Genomic DNA, 18,486 nt, shown 5'->3' with positions numbered 1-18,486 from the left:
TTAAAAAACAGCAGAAATATGAGCACCTCGCAAAAAGGTTGCGCACTCAAGAATTTTACCGCCAGATCTTTGGAGAGAGGTTATTTCTATCCGTCCTTGCCCACAATGGATAATCAAAGAATCTGGTTCTATCCGTCCAATTTCAAGAGAAGGACCTGTTGTTAAACGACTATCAAGAATTTTTACACGTTCTTCTCGTCCACCGATATTCATATTGCACCAGCAACTAGGAGAGGGAGAGAGCGCGCGAATATGCCTATGAATAAACTCTGCAGGTTTTGTCCAATCAATGCGGGTCTCTTCTTTTCTAATTTTGGCGGCATAGGTGATGCCTTCTTCTGATTGTGGGGTCAGTTTAAGTTGTCCTTTTTCAAGAGTGGATAAAGTCTCTACCATAAGTTCTGCGCCAATATGTGAAAGTCTGTTTGAAAGCTCAGCAGTGGTGGTGTTATCAGTAATGGGGATGGAGCGAGAAAGAGCGATAGGCCCCGTATCAAGTCCTTCATCCATTTTCATGATCATGATACCTGTTTCTTTATCACCAGCCATAATTGCTCGTTGAATAGGCGCAGCACCACGCCAACGTGGTAAGAGTGAAGCGTGGGCATTAAAACAACCAAAACGTGGCGTTTCGAGAATAGCTTTGGGTAAAAGGAGTCCATAAGCCACCACAATAGCAGCATCAACAGAAAGTGCTGCAAATTGCTCCTGTTGTTCGATTGTTTTGAGTGTTTGAGGCGTGAAGACAGGAATGGATTTTTCTTTTGCTACGGTGTGAACAGCGGAGGGGATTAATTTAAGTCCTCGACGTCCTGCTGGACGAGGGGGTTGACTATAAACAGCAACAACATCATGACCTGCATCCAATAAAGCATGTAAAATAGGAACAGAAAAATCTGGTGTTCCCATAAAACTTAATCGTAAAGCCATTACAAAACTGCTTCCTGCATGTTTTTTTCTTTTGCGCGTTTTTTAAATTTTCGTATCACCATATCGCGTTTGATCTTTGAAATGTAATCAATAAAAAGGCGCCCATCTAAATGATCAATTTCATGCTGCAAGCAAGTTGCTAAGAGATCGTCTGCTTCAATTTCTGTTTGTTTTCCTTCACGGTTCTGATAGCGAACACGAAGGCGTTTAGGACGTTCAACCTCTGCAAAATAATCAGGAATAGAAAGACAACCTTCTTTGTAAATATTACGCTCATCTGAAAGCCATAAAATTTCAGGGTTGATAATAACAAGTGGTTTTTTCTGCTCATCTTCAGAATTTCCAGAGACATCTATAACCAACATACGTAGCGGTATACCAATTTGAATAGCAGCAAGACCAACGCCTTTAGCATTATACATGGTTTCCAACATGTCATCCGCAAGTTTTTGGAGAGCTGAATCGACCTGCTCAACAGGTTTGGACACTTCCCGTAAAATCGGATCAGGTAAAGTAACTAAAGATCTCATTGGCATAAGTAGAGATTAATCAATGGTTTGTTATTGGTCAATATTGAATAACGGATTCTTGCGTTTTTTTACAATAAGAGCGTTATATTACAATTTATGTTTGATTCGTTTTTTTCCATACTCGCTGGTGATTTTTTTTCTAAACTAATGCTTTTGCTTTTATTTATACTTGTCTGTTTGGCATTTTTTATGTTGATACATTCTCATCGAAAAAAAGCATTTTTGGAAAATGAAATTGCTGAACGCGCACGTGAGGCACAAATGCAGATGGCTACCTTGCTGAAAACACAAGCTGAAATGCAAGGGCGAATGCAAACGATGGCGGAAATTTTTGGTCAACGGCAGGCTGAATTGAATAAATCACTCAGTGAGCAACTCAATGGGATGACAACAAGCTTAGGCCAAACACTTCAGGTACAGACCAAATCCACTTATGAAAATTTGAATCGTTTGCAAGAGCGTTTAGCAGTGATTGATGCAGCACAAAATAATATTCAATCGCTTACGGGACAAGTTGTTCAGTTGCAGTCCATTTTAAGCAATAAGCAGACGCGTGGTACTTTCGGTCAAGGGCGGATGGAAGCAATTATTGCCGATGCCTTACCAACAAACGCTTATGCTTTTCAGGCTGTTCTTTCCAATGGAAAGCGCCCAGATTGTCTCATTCATATGCCCAATAAAGCTCCTTCTCTTGTTGTTGATGCTAAATTTCCTCTGGAAGCTTGGAATGCTATGCGTAAGGCAGAATCAGCGCAAGAGCGTCAAGAGGCAGAACGCCAATTTCGTACCGATATGGAAGTTCATATTCGTGATATTGCACAAAAATATTTGATTCCTGGAGAAACCCATGACACTGCTTTCCTTTTTGTGCCATCTGAATCGATTTTCGCAACAATTTATGAGGACTTTGAGGCATTGGTACAAAAATCCAATAGAGCCCATGTGATTATTGTTTCACCATCTTTGTTGATGCTCTCTGTCCAAGTGGTACAAACCATTATGAAAGATGCGCGTATGCGTGAACAAGCGCATTTAATTCAATCAGAAGTAGCAAAATTGATGGAAGATTTTGGACGAATGGATACGCGTGTTCGCGCACTACAGAAGCACTTTCATAAAGCAGGTGAAGATATAGAGGGAATTTTGATATCGTCCTCCAAAATCATGAAACGGGCAAATCGCATTGAAACTGTCGAATTAAAAGAAAATTACTCTGAACCAACAAAAATGACAACATTGGCTCAGTCGCAAACATTGCGTTTTGCTGATGAGGAATAAAGCAAAGCAAGCTTCTTAGATATTACAAGTTAGATCATGTTCTTTATTGATTGGTAATCATTTTTTAGTATCTCTATCTTGTTTTATTTCTTAAACGAGAGGAATAGGAATATGCGACACCTTTTGTTTTTAGGGGCACTGGTGTTTTTGCTAGAGGGATGCGCAACAACCACTCCCATCCACACAAATAATGCTTGTGCTATTTTAGCACAAAAAAATGGTTTTTTTGACAATTGGGGTAAGGTGTCTCAAAGAGCGGAAATGCGCTATGGAATTCCTATGCCTATTATTCTTGCAACCATTAAGATGGAATCGAGCTTTCGTCACAATGCACGTCCTCCACGCAAAAAACTACTTGGTTTTATTCCATGGAAGCGTCGGTCGACAGCTTATGGTTATGCTCAAGCGCTTGATAGTACATGGGCAATGTATCTTCGCTCTACAGGAAAGTCTTTTGCATGGCGTACGAATTTCGCAGATGCTGCTGATTTTGTTGCTTGGTATCATCGCCAAAGTGTTCAACGCAATGGGGTGAGGTTTGATGATGCATATAGCCTTTATTTAAATTATCATATGGGGCATGGTGCTTATGCACGTAGTGGTGGGCATGTCAGTGCTGCGCTTTCACAGACAGCACAGCGCATGGCAAGGATATCGAGGCTCTATGAACAGCAATTAAAAAGATGTGGATGGCATTAGGGAAGATTTTTGAAAATCTCAATCAGGGAATTGATGGGATAGAATTATTCGAAAGCAAAATTCCGCATGATATGATAAAACAGTGCCGTTTTTCCGATCGTTCAATGAAATAAATTGTTATTTTTTAGAATAAACTCAAGCAACAGAAAGTTTTTGCAATACACAATATATTTGAAGATACTCTCGACATTTTTACCTCCTTTGTTAAAAAAATTTATAATAGAAACTATCTTCTATTTAGCGCTGGCATTTCGCATTGGGCTAAGTGCCAGCGCTTATTGAAGAAAAATTTTAAAATATAATATCATTTTTTATTTTCATTATGCGTATTACTGGCTGATTATTATATGAATATTTTCTTTGTTAAGCGTATAAAATAGCAATTAAAACAAATGCAATTCGGGCATCATAAAAAGGGTAAAATATTCAATATAAAAAAACGAGAAATGCATTAAACGAAAAAACGTTATTTTGTATAAAGAGGGCGCTACAGTCTTCAAAAGAACTAGGTGTATTTAGTATTGTATGAAATAAAACATATTCGTCCATCCAGTCCATCTTAATTGAAAAAAGTTATCTTATTGTATTGTAAAAACACTCCCGTTTATAGGATGATAAGGTATATGCAACTTTACACACAATGAATATTCAGGGTAGGGAATATTCAGAGAAAGATTTGTAACGCCTATGAAGTAACAAGTCAGTCTCCAATGTTGTGATAGCTTTTGCATTTGAGAATATTTATGAGAAGCATTTTTATTCTTTTTCTTAAATGGTTTAAGCATATTGATTTATAAAGATAATATATCGTTATTTATATTAAAGTAAGAATCTCGAATGGCGTAGGGTTTTATCGTTTCAGATCTCTTGAGGTTGAATCAATAAAACCATTGGCTTGCAGATAACAAGCACAATGGGTATGTGGATAAAAACTGTGAAAGAAAAGACTAAAAATATTTTTTTATGAACATACATTTTCAAATGTAAGAATTATCGGTAACATTGGGAATTAGCACATATAATGATGGCACCACTTTGCTCTCACACCTCGACCTTGTTTGTGACGTGCAAGGAAAAAAATTAATTGATTCAATATATTATTTAAGTGTTAATATACCTTAGTATTGAGCAGGTATACGCTACTCAAGGTAGGTATTTTTTAATTGGCAGAACATCTGATCAGGCTAAAAATACTCGAAAAAAGTTCTGATTCGCAATAATTGAGAAGTATATTTTAATATTTTATTCTCTACTCTTTGTTTAAGTACTTCATATCTTTTAAAAAGATACCAGTAACCAACATATTATGATATTTGTGGAAATATTGTGGTAAAGGAAATTCAGATTTTGTCCTTTAAGACAAGGCGCAGATTAAACAGATCATTTTCTATTTCTGTGCAAAGCATAAAAAAATTATCTACTTTCATGGTTGCGACAGTAAATTTTATAATCCAACAAATGATTAAAAATGTATTATAATGTCATTAAAATGCAAGGAACAGGCGCTATTGGAATGATAATTAAATAGCACATAAACCTTTTAAATTGATGCACACATCTTTTATTATGATTGATTCCCTTGATAGAACAGTTGGTCTTTTTGGTGGAGCTAAGCGGGATCGAACCGCTGACCTCTTGCATGCCATGCAAGCGCTCTCCCAGCTGAGCTATAGCCCCTATAAAAACAAATTGTCCCAAAAAGACAGTATACAATTCCAGCTTTTCTAGAACGATCAAAATTGAAGATCAAGAAGAATTTACATTCAATAGAAAAGATGTCCTCTTTTACTTCTTTTAAGCATCGTCATCATTAGAAACACCGCCTCCGAGAATATCAGTAACGTCATCATCTTCATCGTCACCATCATGAGACAAAAATGTATCATCATCATCACCAAGATCTACATCACTATCTTCTAAATCAGGAAGATCGTCATCTTTAGAATCCACATCATCATCTTCAAGAAGCATAAAAGCAGATTTTTCAAGTGCTGTATCAAGCTCTTCAGTATCAACTTCTTCTTCATTATTTGCTTCCGCTGCTGCAACTTCAAAGTAAGAACGCGGATAAGAAATCCCTGTATAGGGCGACACAATAGGATCGCGATTTAGATCGTAAAATTTTTTTCCTGTTTCTGGATCAACACGTTTAGTTCCAAGTTCTTGTTTTGCCATAAACCGTGCCTCTTTGATTAACTATTATTCCATTAAAAGATAAATTTTATGGTGCTTAATCGAAAAATAATACCTTTGTCAAAGATAAATACACTGTTCCACAGTGATTTTTTCATGACGTCTTTTAAAGCATGTGCTAAAGGATGCACAATTTCATAAAAGTTAGATAGAATTAAATAGAATTTCCATGCAAAAAGCAATCCCTATAACCACCTATAAATCGAGTAGTCTCTCTGGAAAAATTCAAATACCAGGAGATAAATCAATCTCTCATCGCTCTCTTATATTGGGAGGATTAGCAAGTGGTGAGACATATATTCATGGATTACTTGAAAGCGCTGATGTACTCAATACAGCTGCTGCTATGCAAGCTATGGGTGCCTGTATTATTAAAAAAGAAGACTTCTGGATCATACGAGGAACAGGGAATGGTTGCCTTTTAGCTGCACAAAAACCTTTAGACTTTGGAAACGCTGGAACAGGTGCTCGTTTGGTTATGGGAATGGTTGGTCCGTATCATATGAAAACAACCTTTATTGGTGATGCTTCTCTCTCTAAACGTCCAATGGGACGTATCCTTGATCCACTGCGTCTCATGGGGGTTGAAATTGAGGCAACGCGCGACGATCACCTTCCTTTAACGCTTTATGGTCCGAAAATGGCTAATCCGATTCGTTACCGTGTTCCAATAGCTTCCTCCCAAATTAAATCAGCAATCCTGCTTGCTGGACTCAATACCGCCGGCACTACAACTGTTATTGAACCAGTTCTGACACGAGATCATACGGAAAAAATGTTAAAAGCATTCGGTGCGCAACTTGAAATAGAAAAAGATAACGAAGGTGCGCGTTTGATTCATCTTAATGGTCAACCCCATCTTACTGGACAAACGATTCATATTCCGGGTGATCCTTCTTCTGCTGCTTTTCCAATTATCGCAGCCCTTCTTATAGAAGACTCTGATATCACCATTGAAAATGTTTTGATAAATAACTCTCGAATAGGACTTATCGAAACATTGTGGGAAATGGGTGCTCAAATTGAATTTTTGAACCGACGTCAAACAGGTGGAGAGGATGTTGCTGATCTACGGATAAAATCATCGGTCCTTAGAGGCGTTACGGTGCCCAAAGAACGTGCTCCATCGATGATAGATGAATATCCTGCTTTGGCAGTAGCAGCTGCCTTTGCAGAAGGCAAAACAGTTATGCTAGGAATTGAAGAATTGCGTGTAAAAGAATCGGATCGATTGTCTGCTGTTGCTCAAGGATTAAAAATTAATTGCGTAGACTGTGAAGAAGGTCAAGATTTTCTTATTGTTTATGGAAAAGGTTCTGCCAAAGGTTTGGGGGGTGGGTATGTTGCCACACATCTTGATCATCGAATTGCTATGTGTTTTCTCATTTTTGGGCTTGTGTCAGAAAAACCTGTTACCATTGATGATAAACGAATGATCGCTACGAGCTTTCCAGAATTTATTCCTTTTATAAAACAACTTGGGGGAAAAATCGCTTGAAGCCTTTTGTTATCGCCATTGATGGACCTGCAGCCTCAGGCAAAGGAACCTTAGCACGCAAAATTGCTGCACATTATCGCCTTCGTCATCTCGATACTGGTCTTACTTATCGTAGTGTTGCTCATACGCTTTTACAACAAAATTTAGCTCTTAATGATGAAAAAAATGCTATTATTTATGCTAAAGAACTTGATTTTAATACCTTAAATCCTTCTCTTCTTTCTTCTCATGAACTTGGTGAAGCGGCTTCAAAAATAGCAATTAACCCTGCTGTACGCAAAATTCTTGTCGAAAAACAACGCAACTTTGCTAAAGTTTTGCCCGGCTGTGTGCTTGATGGGCGTGATATCGGAACGATTGTTTGTCCTGATGCCGATATCAAGTTTTATATTCTAGCCAATGTTCAAACACGCGCCAAACGCCGCTACCAAGAGATTTTAAAAAAAGGTGTTCAAGCAAATTATCATGAAATCCTAGCTCAACTTGAACAGCGCGACAGTCGCGATATAACGCGCAAACAAAGTCCACTAAAACCAGCAAAAAACGCCCACTTGCTTGATACGTCAGAATTGAGTATAGAAGCAACATTTGAAATTGCATGCAGTTTTGTTGATCCAATCATAAAAATGCATATAATTGGATAAATTCGTTAAGGTAACTTCCAGCCTAGCGCTAACTTTTTTCCTTTATTCAAGGAAAAGGCTAGGGAGTTACTTATGTTAACACTAACCTAGCGCTCATACCTTATAATACAAGGTATATATTAGGAGTTCTTATGTCACAATACAATCCCACAACAGCGGATTTTGAAGCCCTTTTAACAGAATCTTTTCAAACTAATGATCTTAATGAAGGATCTGTTGTTAAAGGTCGTGTTATTGCAATCGAAAAAGACATGGCCATTATTGATGCTGGTCTTAAAGTCGAGGGACGTATTCCTCTCAAAGAATTTGGAGCTAAAGCAAAAGATGGTTCTTTGCAAGTTGGCGATGAAGTTGAGGTTTACATTGAACGCATTGAAAATGCGATGGGTGAAGCTGTTTTATCGCGTGAAAAAGCACGGCGCGAAGAAAGTTGGGTCCGTTTGGAGGAAAAATTCAATGCTGGTGCACGCGTTGATGGAGTGATCTTTAGCCAAGTAAAAGGTGGTTTTACAGTTGATCTTGATGGTGCCGTTGCTTTCTTGCCTCGCAGCCAAGTTGATATTCGTCCCATTCGTGATGTTTCACCCCTCATGCATAATTCACAGTCCTTTGAAATTTTGAAGATGGATCGTCGTCGTGGCAATATTGTGGTCTCACGCCGCACTGTTTTAGAAGAAAGTCGCGCTGAGCAACGTTCAGAAATCGTACAAAATCTTGAAGAAAATCAAATCGTTGAAGGTGTGGTGAAAAATATTACAGATTATGGTGCCTTTGTTGATCTTGGTGGGATTGATGGTCTCTTGCACGTTACAGATATGGCATGGCGGCGTGTTAATCACCCATCTGAAGTGCTCACAATTGGCCAAACGATTAAAGTGCAGATTATTCGCATTAATCAAGATACGCACCGTATTTCTCTTGGAATGAAACAGCTTGAAAGTGATCCTTGGGAAAGCATCAGTGTCCGGTATCCGATTGGTAAAAAAATTACGGGTGCTGTTACCAACATTACTGATTACGGTGGTTTTGTTGAAATTGAACCAGGAATCGAAGGGCTGATCCATGTTTCTGAAATGAGCTGGACAAAGAAAAATGTTCATCCTGGAAAAATTCTGTCTACATCACAAGAAGTAGAAGTGGTTGTTCTTGAGATTGATCCTTCTAAACGGCGTATTTCTCTTGGCTTAAAACAAACATTTGAAAATCCATGGGAAGCTTTTGCTAATAAATTTCCTGTCAATTCGCAAATTGAAGGAGAGGTTAAAAATAAAACAGAATTTGGTCTGTTTATTGGGCTTGAAGGCGATGTTGACGGTATGGTTCATTTGTCTGATCTTGATTGGAACCGTCCTGGTGAACAAGTTATTGATACTTACAATAAAGGCGATATCGTTAAAGCTGTGGTCCTTGATGTTGACATTGAAAAAGAGCGCATTTCTCTTGGAATTAAGCAGCTTTCCAGTGATAAAGTTGGAGAAGCAGCTGCTTCTGGCGAATTGCGAAAAGGTGCAGTTGTAACATGCGAAGTGATTGCTGTTAACGACAATGACATTGGTGTGAAATTGATTGACCACAACCTTGAGACAACCATTCGGCGTGCTGATCTTGCGCGTGATCGTGATGAGCAACGTCCTGAGCGTTTCGCAATTGGGCAAAAGGTTGATGCTCGCATCACAGCATTTGATAAAAAAACACGTAAAATTTCAGTATCGATTAAAGCTTTAGAAATTGCAGAGGAAAAAGAAGCTGTTGCACAATATGGTTCTACAGATTCAGGTGCTTCTCTTGGTGATATTCTGGGTGCAGCTTTGAAAAAACAAGAACAAGATTAATCATCAATCATTAAAGTTGGTGTTATTATTAAGGTCACTCATTAGGAGTGACCTTTTTATTTTCTAAAAAAAATTGTCTGCTTATTTTTAAATTATTGAAACAAAAATTATAAATGCTTGCAAATAAAAACAAAAAGTTTGTTTTTTGTCTAACAACGGTTCACTATTCAGATAAAATGCTTACAATTTAAATAAAAAACGATGTAATTAAATAACAATGGGACATGGCGTGCATAATACCCTTCATAAAATACTTTTTTCTCAAAAAGAGAAAAAAGATCATTTTATTAATACGGATTTTCCTCTTCGTGCAATCTATAAGGTACAGGAAGATCTTTATAACTTAGGGCATGATATAGCTTCTGGTAAAGAAATTTTACTCCCTGAATATGAAGGAGTAGGAGATTTTCGCAAGAGATTGAATGAAAATGCTAAACTTATTCTTCATGCCTTTCATACCAGTGATTTTGCTGCCCGAAATGATGAAACCATCGCACCATCTGCTCAATGGCTCATTGATAATCATTACACCATTGATAAAACCATACAAAAGCTACGTCGTAATCTACCCAAGTCCTTCATAAAGCAACTTCCTCTTTCTACACACAAAGCCGGCATACCACGAATTTTTGCTTTAACTTGGCTTTATATTGCGCATACCGATAGCAGCTTTTCACAAGAAACACTCACTGCTATGACCAACGGATTTCAAGAAGTTTGTGCGCTCACAATTGGTGAATTGTGGGCTCTTCCTTCAGTTATGCAAATGCTGCTCATTGAAAATGTCCGTCGTCTTTCAGTACGTATCGAAAAAGCGCGACATATGCGCCATCTTGCTAGTCAAGTAGCTGATAAAATTTCTCTTGTAGAAAATAAAACAAATCCACACTCTCTTTTTACGCAGTATAAACCATTTACTGTTGATCCAACTTTTTCAGCACATTTATTCTATCGCCTGCGCAGTGCATCTGTCGATTCAACCGTAGCATTAACTTGGCTTGAAAAGCAATTGAAAAGCCAAGGTAGTAGCTTAGAGATTGCAACAGCTGATGAACATACCCGACAAGCAGCAGATGGTGTGACCATGGGAAATATTATCCGTGCTCTTAAAGCTATAGATGATGTTGATTGGACAGCATGGTTTGAAACAGTGAGTTGTGTTGATTCTATTTTGCGTAAAAATAGTGATTTTTCTGAAATTGATGCTCACTCACGCAATATTTATCGACAAGTCATTGAAAAAGTTTCTCGCTTTTCGCCTCTTAGTGAACTGGAAGTTGCACATAAAGTTGTAGAAATGGCAAATTCCACTTCTAAAGATATGCCTCATCATTCTTGTGTGGGGTGGTACCTTGTTGATGATGGTCGTGGCATATTTGAAAAGGCTTGTGGGTATATTCCGCCCTTTCTCATAAAATGGACACGCGCTTCCTGTTGCTCAAAATTGAGAGTCATCGCCGTTCCTATCTCTTTTCTGACGCTTGCTCTTTTGCTGGTAATTTACGCCCTTTTACAAATATCTGGCATGACACAATGGATATCTTTTTGCTTTACTGTATTGGCGCTTTTTCCTGCTATGGATGCTGCTTTTGCTTTATTTAACACTGTTGTTTCGTGGTTTGTCCCATCAAAACAACTCATTGGTTATGAATATAAAGAAGGTATTCCAAAACATGCACGGACAATGGTTATTGTACCTACTTTGATGACATCACGCGATGATATTGATGAACAAGTGCGCAATCTTGAAGTGCACTATCTTTCCAATCCTAAAGGTGCCATTCATTTTGCACTCATTACAGATTGGGTGGATGCTCCATTGAGAGAAACGCAAGATGATCTTGATTTATTGCACTATGCGCAAAAGAGTATTGATAAACTCAATAGTCGTTATCATCGTGATGAACTTCCGCTTTTTTTCCTTTTACATCGCCGACGCCTTTATAATACAAGCGAAAAATGTTGGATGGGATGGGAACGAAAGCGAGGAAAACTTCATGAACTTAATCGGCTCTTAAGAGGCGATAAAAATACAAGCTTTTATCCTCCCAATCCACATCTTCCTATGGATTGCCGTTTTGTTATGACGCTGGATTGTGATACACGTCTTACTCCAGAGAGCGTCGCGAAACTTGTTGGAAAGCTTAACCATCCACTCAATTATCCCGTTTTTGATCCACAAAGTGGAAAGGTTGTAAAGGGCTATAGTATTTTACAACCACGCATTATTCCTTCTCTTACAACAGGAAAAAAAACATCAATTCTCCAACGGGTTTTTTCTATAAACCGTGGCATTGATCCTTATGTTTTTGCTGTTTCTGATACTTATCAAGATCTTTTAGGAGAAGGCACCTTTATCGGTAAAGGTCTTTATAATATTGATGCATTTGAACAAGCGCTTGATGGCAAAATTAAAGAAAATACTATTCTTAGCCATGATCTCTTAGAGGGAGGTTATGCTCGTACTGCTCTGGTAAGTAGCATAGAAGTCATTGAAGACTATCCAACTGCTTATAATATTGATGTTATGCGTTATCATCGTTGGGTCCGCGGTGATTGGCAGCTTTTGCCTTATCTTTTTCCCCACCGTCAAATAAGTTCCGTGACGCGTTGGAAAATGCAGGATAATTTACGTCGTTCTCTCACTCCACTTATGTGGTTAATCGCAGCATTTGCAGGATGGGCTTTTTTGTCTTTAAAGAGTGCAATCGTCTGGCAACTATTCTTGTTGTTTAGCTCCTTCATTTCACCCATTCTATGTGTATTAAAAACGCTTGTCTCATCCAATATAGATCATTCTTTGCGTGGACATTTTCAATTAATTTGGAACAAAATTGCTCTTACAAGCGCTGATATATTTCTTAAAACGACGTTCCTTGCTTATTCGGCGTATTTTATGACCGATGCGATTATTCGTACACTCTATCGTATGACGATTTCAAAACAGCATCTTCTTGAATGGAAAACTTCTGCTGCAACAAAATCAATACCCAATAGTTTGCGTTTCTATGTTTTTACAATGGCACCAGCATCGCTTATTGGTATTCTTACTATAGCACTCCCTCTTTTTTCTGATAGTTTTGCAAGCTTGGTTGCTTTGCCTTTTGGGATAGCATGGTTTTTTTCACCCTTCATTGCTTGGATTGTGAGTCAACCTTCAACCTTTCAAGATAGCCTTTATCTTTCTTCAAAAGATGAAAAAAAACTCCGCTCTATTGCACGGCGGACATGGCTTTATTATGCAACCTTTGTCAATGCACAAAACAACCATTTGCCTCCCGATAATTTTCAAGAAGATCCTGAACCTCTTGTTGCTCAACGTACATCGCCTACGAATATTGGGGTTTATCTCCTTTCTATTATTGCAGCACGTGATTTTGGCTGGATTGGTTTTGAAGAGACCATTACCCGTATTGAATGTACATTACGCTCTCTTGCAAAAATGGAAAAGTTCCGCGGTCATCTCTATAATTGGTATGAAACGGATACACTCAGGCCTCTTTTGCCTACTTATGTATCAACCGTTGATTCAGGAAATCTTGCCGGTCATTTGGTAACACTCTCTTCTGCCTTAAGTGAATGGGCTGAAAAACCTCATGTTTTTTTTCAAAGTGATCGAGAAGGCTTATCGGATGTTCTTGCTATTCTTGAAGAAACTGTCAGAGAAATTCCAGATCATCAACCCAGTTTACGCTCTTTACGCCAAAAAATCGAAGAAAACATCACTCGTTTTCATGATTCTATCTTCACTTTTATAGAACAAGAAAATACGATTCCTTCTCACATCATAGATCTTTCACTTGCAGCCCATGATATTGTGCACTTAGTCGGTGAACTTGACCACAAAATTCAAACGATAGAATCTGCTCGTGCGCTTTCTTGGGCTAAATGCCTTATCGACACCTGTAACGCTCATCATAATGATGCGACTGCTCATTGTGATACTGAAAAATTACGTAAAAAACTAAACAGGCTGGCTATAATGGCAAGGCAAATAGCCTTTGATATGAAATTTGACTTTTTAGAACAGCCTAAACGGCATCTCTTATCCATAGGATATCGTGTTCAAGAAAACAAACTCGATGAAAATTGTTATGACCTACTTGCTTCAGAAGCACGTCTTGCAAGCTTTTTTGCCATCGCAAAAGGAGATATAAAACTTAAACATTGGTTTCGTCTTGGTCGACTTCTCGTACCCATAGGTGGGAAAGGTGCACTCCTATCATGGTCTGGATCAATGTTTGAATATCTTATGCCATCTCTCGTAATGCATGAACCTTTAGGATCTCTCCTAGATCAAACAAATCGATTGATTATTCGTTGTCAAATACAATATGCCCATAAACGGGAATTGCCATGGGGTATTTCAGAAGCCGCATTTAATGCTCGCGATCATTTAATGAATTACCAATACGCTCATTTTGGTGTTCCAAACCTCGGACTCCAACGTGGTCTTTCACGCAATGCTGTCATTGCTCCCTATGCCAGCCTTCTAGCGGCACAATATGCTCCTGCTTGCGCTGTCGCTAATTTAAAACGACTCCGTGATCTTGGAGCTTTAGGAACATATGGTTATTATGACTCTGTTGATTTTACTCCAACACGCGTGAAAACAGGGGAAAAATACGCCATTATACGCAATTATTATGCGCACCATCATGGCATGTCTATCCTTGCTCTTAACAATGTTATTTTTCAAGGGCGAATGCGTGATCGTTTTCACCGTGATCCCGTTATTGAAGCAACACAATTGCTCTTACAGGAAAGAGCGCCTCATCTCATTCCTATTATTCATACCAAAGCTGTTAATCGTATGCGCAATAAGTCTCAAGCATTTGACGCAGCCCCTTTGCGCATTATTACAAACCCGTTACTCAAACCACGAGCAACTTTACTTTTGTCTAATGGCTTTTATTCTACCATGTTAACAGCGAACGGTTCTGGTTACAGCCGTTGGCACGATTATGCGATTACGCGCTTTATTCCTGATGCAACAGAAGATCAACAAGGTACTTTATTCTTCTTACGTGATACGCATAGTGGACGGTGGTGGTCTGTTACTGGTGAGCCAACACGTGTTATTGAAGAAGAAGCTGTCAGCATTTTTACAGATGAAAAGGCTGAATATACAAAAATGGTTGATGGTATTAAATCAACACTTGAATGTCTTATTACATCTGAAGGATGTGGCGAAGGGAGACGTATTCAACTGATGAATACGACAAATAAAGACCGACTCATTGAAGTGACTTCTTATGGTGAATTAGCGCTTGCCACGATGGATACAGACCAAGTTCATCCTGTTTTTTCCCGTATGTTTATAGAGACAGAAATTACTGAAGAAGGTAAAACAATTTTTGCCAAAAGGCGCAAACGCTCGCCTAGTGATCCTGAAATCTATGTTACCCATTTTGTTTCTAGTACAACAGATATTCTCCAAGAGACAGAAGCTGAAACAGATCGCTCTCTGTTTATTGGTCGGGGGCGATCCATTCATCGACCCGCTGCATTTGACCAAAATGCTCGTTTCAGTAACAGTCAAGGTTGTGTTCTTGACCCTGTTATGTCATTGCGATGCCGTATAAAAATTTCAGCCCATGAAAAAGCAGAACTTATTTTTTGGACTTTTGCTGCTCATACAAAAGAAGCGCTAAATAATCATATTAAACATTATCGACAACCTGATATGTTTCAAAAAGAACTTTCAATGGCATGGACGCGCTCACAAGTCGCACTGTATCAGAGCGGAACCCAGCTTAAAGAAGCTATTGTCTATCAAAAATATGCAACACCGCTTATTTATCCAGAAAGAACGTGGCGTCTTCCTTCTGAAATATTAGCAAAAACGCTAGGAAAACAGTCTAATCTTTGGCCCATGTCTATCTCAGGAGACAATCCACTCTGTCTTCTTAGATTAAATAACGAGGGAAATATAACTGTACTGCGCGAGCTCCTTAAAGCACATGAATATTGGCGTATGCGTGGACTCATTGTTGATTTGGTCATTCTTAATGAACAAACATTTTCTTATATACAAAGTACACAACGCGCTCTTGAGTGGGTCTGTGAATCTTATTATCACCACACGCAAAAAGCAGATGAACGCCAACATATTTTCATGCTTCGACGCGATCAAATGAGTGAACAGAGTTTTAAAACGCTTCTTGCATCAGCGCGTATCGTTCTTGATGCCCAAAATGGCTCTTTATCTGAACAACTTAAACGACTTGATGAGAATGATTTTAATCTCACAGTTCGTAAAAATTATCAAGAACCTTATGATCAATTAGACTTGCCAAGATATAACGAAGGACAGCAATTTACAACACAAACTGAACAAAATCTTTTTTCTTCCATTGGTCTTATTAGCCAACAAAAACCATCCTCTTTTCTCCCAAATGGAGAAGATCTAAGGTATTGGAATGGTTACGGTGGTTTTAATCAGCACAATCATTATGTAATACGTCTTCATGGACGTACCACTACACCGCATCCGTGGATTAATGTCATTGCTAATCACAGATTTGGTTTTCATGTCTCTGCTGAAGGTGCAATTTTTACTTGGGCTAACAATAGCCGCGATTATCAACTAACTCCTTGGGCGAATGATCCAACGTCTAACCGACCAGGAGAAGCTCTTTATCTGGTTGATCGCCAGTCTTTAAAACGTTTCTCACCCGTTTCTACTGTTGAATGTGACGAAAATATTGTCTATGAGGCGTGTCATGGGTTTGGATTCTCAACTTTTAAATCAACACATTCAGAAATCGCATTAGAACTGACTCATACACTTGATCCCGAAAAACCTATTCGCTTTTCACGTCTTATCCTTACGAATGAAGGGAAAAAACCACGCAGTTTACGCCTTTATAATTATGTTGAATGGGTTTTGGGAAATGTCCGTACAAAATATGCCCCCTTTATTGTTTCCTCTTATGAGACCAGATGGGGTGCACATTTTATTCAAAATCCCTATCACATCGAGAAATCTCAACAAGTTACATTTTTATCAGCATCCGAAATGCCAACCAGCACGACGACCAATCGCGCTGAATTTATTGGTGCAACGGGAACCGTAACACGTCCAAATGCGATCCGTAAAGCCGCTGCTCTTTCAAATACCATTGAAGCAGGATGTGATCCTTGTTCAGCATTCGCCTATGATATTGATCTTCAACCAGGGCAAACAAAAGAAATCATCTTCTATCTTGGCAGTGCTGAAAATAGGCAAGAAGCTGAAAAATTACTCAATCAAGTACGTGCAAGTGATTTTGAAATTCAGCTCACAAAACAAAAACAGCAATGGAGTGATTTTGTTTCTCCTTTCCAAGTCAAAACACCTGATGCTTCTTTTAATCTTATGGTCAACCATTGGCTTCCTTATCAAATCTACGCATGCCGCATCATGGCACGCGCAGGCTTTTACCAAGCGAGTGGTGCATTTGGTTTTCGTGACCAGTTACAAGATAGCTTGTCTTTGTTATTGCTGGAACCACAATTAGCACGTGAACAATTGTTAAATGCAGCAGCGCACCAATTTCTTGAAGGTGATGTGCAACATTGGTGGTTGCCTGACACAAATGCTGGTGTTCGTACATACATTTCTGATGATATCGTTTGGCTTGCATATGCAACAGCTCTTTATGTCACTACCACTGGTGATGACGCTTTTCTTGATACGCTCATTCCTTTTATTGAAGGTGATGTTCTCAAAAGTGGGCAACAGGATGCTTATTTTCAACCCACCCAATCCCCAAAGGTTGCAACAGTTTATGAACATTGTGTTTTAGCTTTAGACCTTGCCATTAAACGCTGCGGACCACATGGTCTCCCTCTTATTTTAGGTGGGGATTGGAATGATGGCATGAATTTGGTCGGTGTGGAAGGAAAAGGCGAAAGCATTTGGTTAGGATGGTTTCTTGGGTACACATTACAAGCATTTATCTCTTTAGCCAAAAAACGTGGTGACAATAGCCATATGCAAATATGGAGTACGTACCTTGAACATTTAACAAAATGCCTAGAGAAAAATGGTTGGGATGGTGCTTGGTATCGACGTGGTTATTTTGATGATGGAACACCTCTTGGCTCTAAAATCAATGATGAATGTCAAATTGATACCATTGCTCAATCTTGGGCTATCATTTCTCAAATGGCATCGCCTGAACGTCAAAAACAAGCAATGACATCAATGTTGGAACATCTCTATGATAAAAAAGGCGGACTCATTCGCCTTTTTTGGCCGCCTTTTGATAAAAGTACGCTCGAGCCTGGTTATATAAAAGGTTATCCTCCAGGAATTCGAGAAAATGGTGGTCAATATACGCATGGTGCCATTTGGAGTATTTTTGCGTTGGCTGAAATGGAACAAAACGATAAAGCTTATGCTTTATTTTCTATGATAAACCCAATTACCCATGGACAAGATCCTGAAATTTATCGTGTTGAACCTTATGTAATGGTCGCAGATATTTATGCTGTTGAACCACGATGTGGTCAAGGCGGTTGGACTTGGTATACAGGTTCAGCCGGTTGGTTTTATCGCGCCGCAACACAAGCTATTCTTGGAATACAGCGTCAGGGAGACCTATTGTTTTTGCAGCCACATTTACCCTCTATTTGGCCAAAATATGAAGCAACAATGAAGTTTTATGATGCCGTTTATTGCATTAAAGTAAAATGGGGACCTAAAAATATGCTCTATATTAATAGCAAAGAATATACCGAAGTTCATATAGGGATAAAGTTACAAAAAACAGGTCAGCATGAAATTATACGTATTGTCAAATCTTAAAGATTAAAGATGAAAAAAGAGAGCAGACTTTTTATTCTTGTCCAAAACTGTAGAGTTGTTATATTGCACCGCCTATATTAGCCGTGTT

Annotated in this window: 9 protein-coding genes and 1 tRNA gene; 6 read left to right on the top strand and 4 right to left on the bottom strand. The window is 38.7% G+C overall.

Annotation, left to right across the window (positions count from 1 at the left end; translation table 11 throughout):
• Both fmt and def read right to left on the bottom strand, forming a co-directional pair.
• The gene (gene fmt, locus ACFINE_RS01950) at positions 1-930 is read right to left on the bottom strand and encodes a methionyl-tRNA formyltransferase (protein WP_375620855.1); all 930 of its coding nucleotides are present in this window, start codon (positions 928-930) and stop codon (positions 1-3) included.
• Complete coding sequence (gene def, locus ACFINE_RS01945; protein ID WP_375620854.1) at positions 930-1,466, bottom strand: peptide deformylase; 537 nt, start codon at positions 1,464-1,466, stop codon at positions 930-932. The genes fmt and def overlap by 1 nt, the downstream gene beginning before the upstream one ends.
• Before the next feature lie 90 nt (positions 1,467-1,556).
• On the opposite strand from def, the gene ACFINE_RS01940 reads away from it, so the two are divergent.
• Both ACFINE_RS01940 and ACFINE_RS01935 read left to right on the top strand, forming a co-directional pair.
• Positions 1,557-2,738: a DNA recombination protein RmuC gene (locus tag ACFINE_RS01940; RefSeq protein WP_375612812.1), complete on the top strand. Its 1,182-nt coding sequence runs from the start codon at positions 1,557-1,559 to the stop codon at positions 2,736-2,738.
• A gap of 111 nt (positions 2,739-2,849) precedes the next feature.
• Positions 2,850-3,437: a hypothetical protein gene (locus ACFINE_RS01935; protein WP_375611399.1), complete on the top strand. Its 588-nt coding sequence runs from the start codon at positions 2,850-2,852 to the stop codon at positions 3,435-3,437.
• 1,601 nt (positions 3,438-5,038) lie between these two features.
• On the opposite strand, the gene ACFINE_RS01930 is transcribed toward ACFINE_RS01935, so the two are convergent.
• Positions 5,039-5,114 (bottom strand) — tRNA-Ala (locus ACFINE_RS01930).
• A gap of 117 nt (positions 5,115-5,231) precedes the next feature.
• Positions 5,232-5,612, bottom strand: a complete 381-nt coding sequence (locus tag ACFINE_RS01925; protein WP_375611400.1) for a TIGR02300 family protein — start codon at positions 5,610-5,612, stop codon at positions 5,232-5,234.
• A 187-nt stretch (positions 5,613-5,799) separates the two neighbouring features.
• Between ACFINE_RS01925 and aroA the strand changes: the two genes are divergently transcribed.
• The 4 genes from aroA to ACFINE_RS01905 all read left to right on the top strand — a co-directional run bounded on the left by aroA (position 5,800) and on the right by ACFINE_RS01905 (position 18,398).
• Positions 5,800-7,128 carry a 3-phosphoshikimate 1-carboxyvinyltransferase gene (gene aroA, locus ACFINE_RS01920; protein WP_375611401.1) on the top strand — a complete coding sequence of 443 codons (1,329 nt, stop codon included), beginning with the start codon at positions 5,800-5,802 and terminating at the stop codon, positions 7,126-7,128.
• Positions 7,125-7,772 (top strand): (d)CMP kinase, encoded by a 648-nt coding sequence (gene cmk, locus ACFINE_RS01915; protein WP_375611402.1) that lies wholly within the window; start codon positions 7,125-7,127, stop codon positions 7,770-7,772. Before aroA ends, cmk begins: the two co-directional genes overlap by 4 nt.
• Positions 7,773-7,903: 131 nt before the next feature.
• Positions 7,904-9,604: a 30S ribosomal protein S1 gene (gene rpsA / locus ACFINE_RS01910; RefSeq protein ID WP_026500132.1), complete on the top strand. Its 1,701-nt coding sequence runs from the start codon at positions 7,904-7,906 to the stop codon at positions 9,602-9,604.
• Between the two features lie 229 nt (positions 9,605-9,833).
• Positions 9,834-18,398 (top strand): GH36-type glycosyl hydrolase domain-containing protein, encoded by an 8,565-nt coding sequence (locus ACFINE_RS01905; RefSeq protein WP_375620853.1) that lies wholly within the window; start codon positions 9,834-9,836, stop codon positions 18,396-18,398.
• Positions 18,399-18,486 lie beyond the last annotated feature (88 nt).

Origin of the sequence: Bartonella sp. AA97HXZ, from assembly GCF_042196985.1 — a bacterium.
GTDB lineage: Bacteria > Pseudomonadota > Alphaproteobacteria > Rhizobiales > Rhizobiaceae > Bartonella.
Note: the sequence above shows the minus strand (reverse complement) of the source record. Positions and strands in the feature narration are given on the sequence as shown.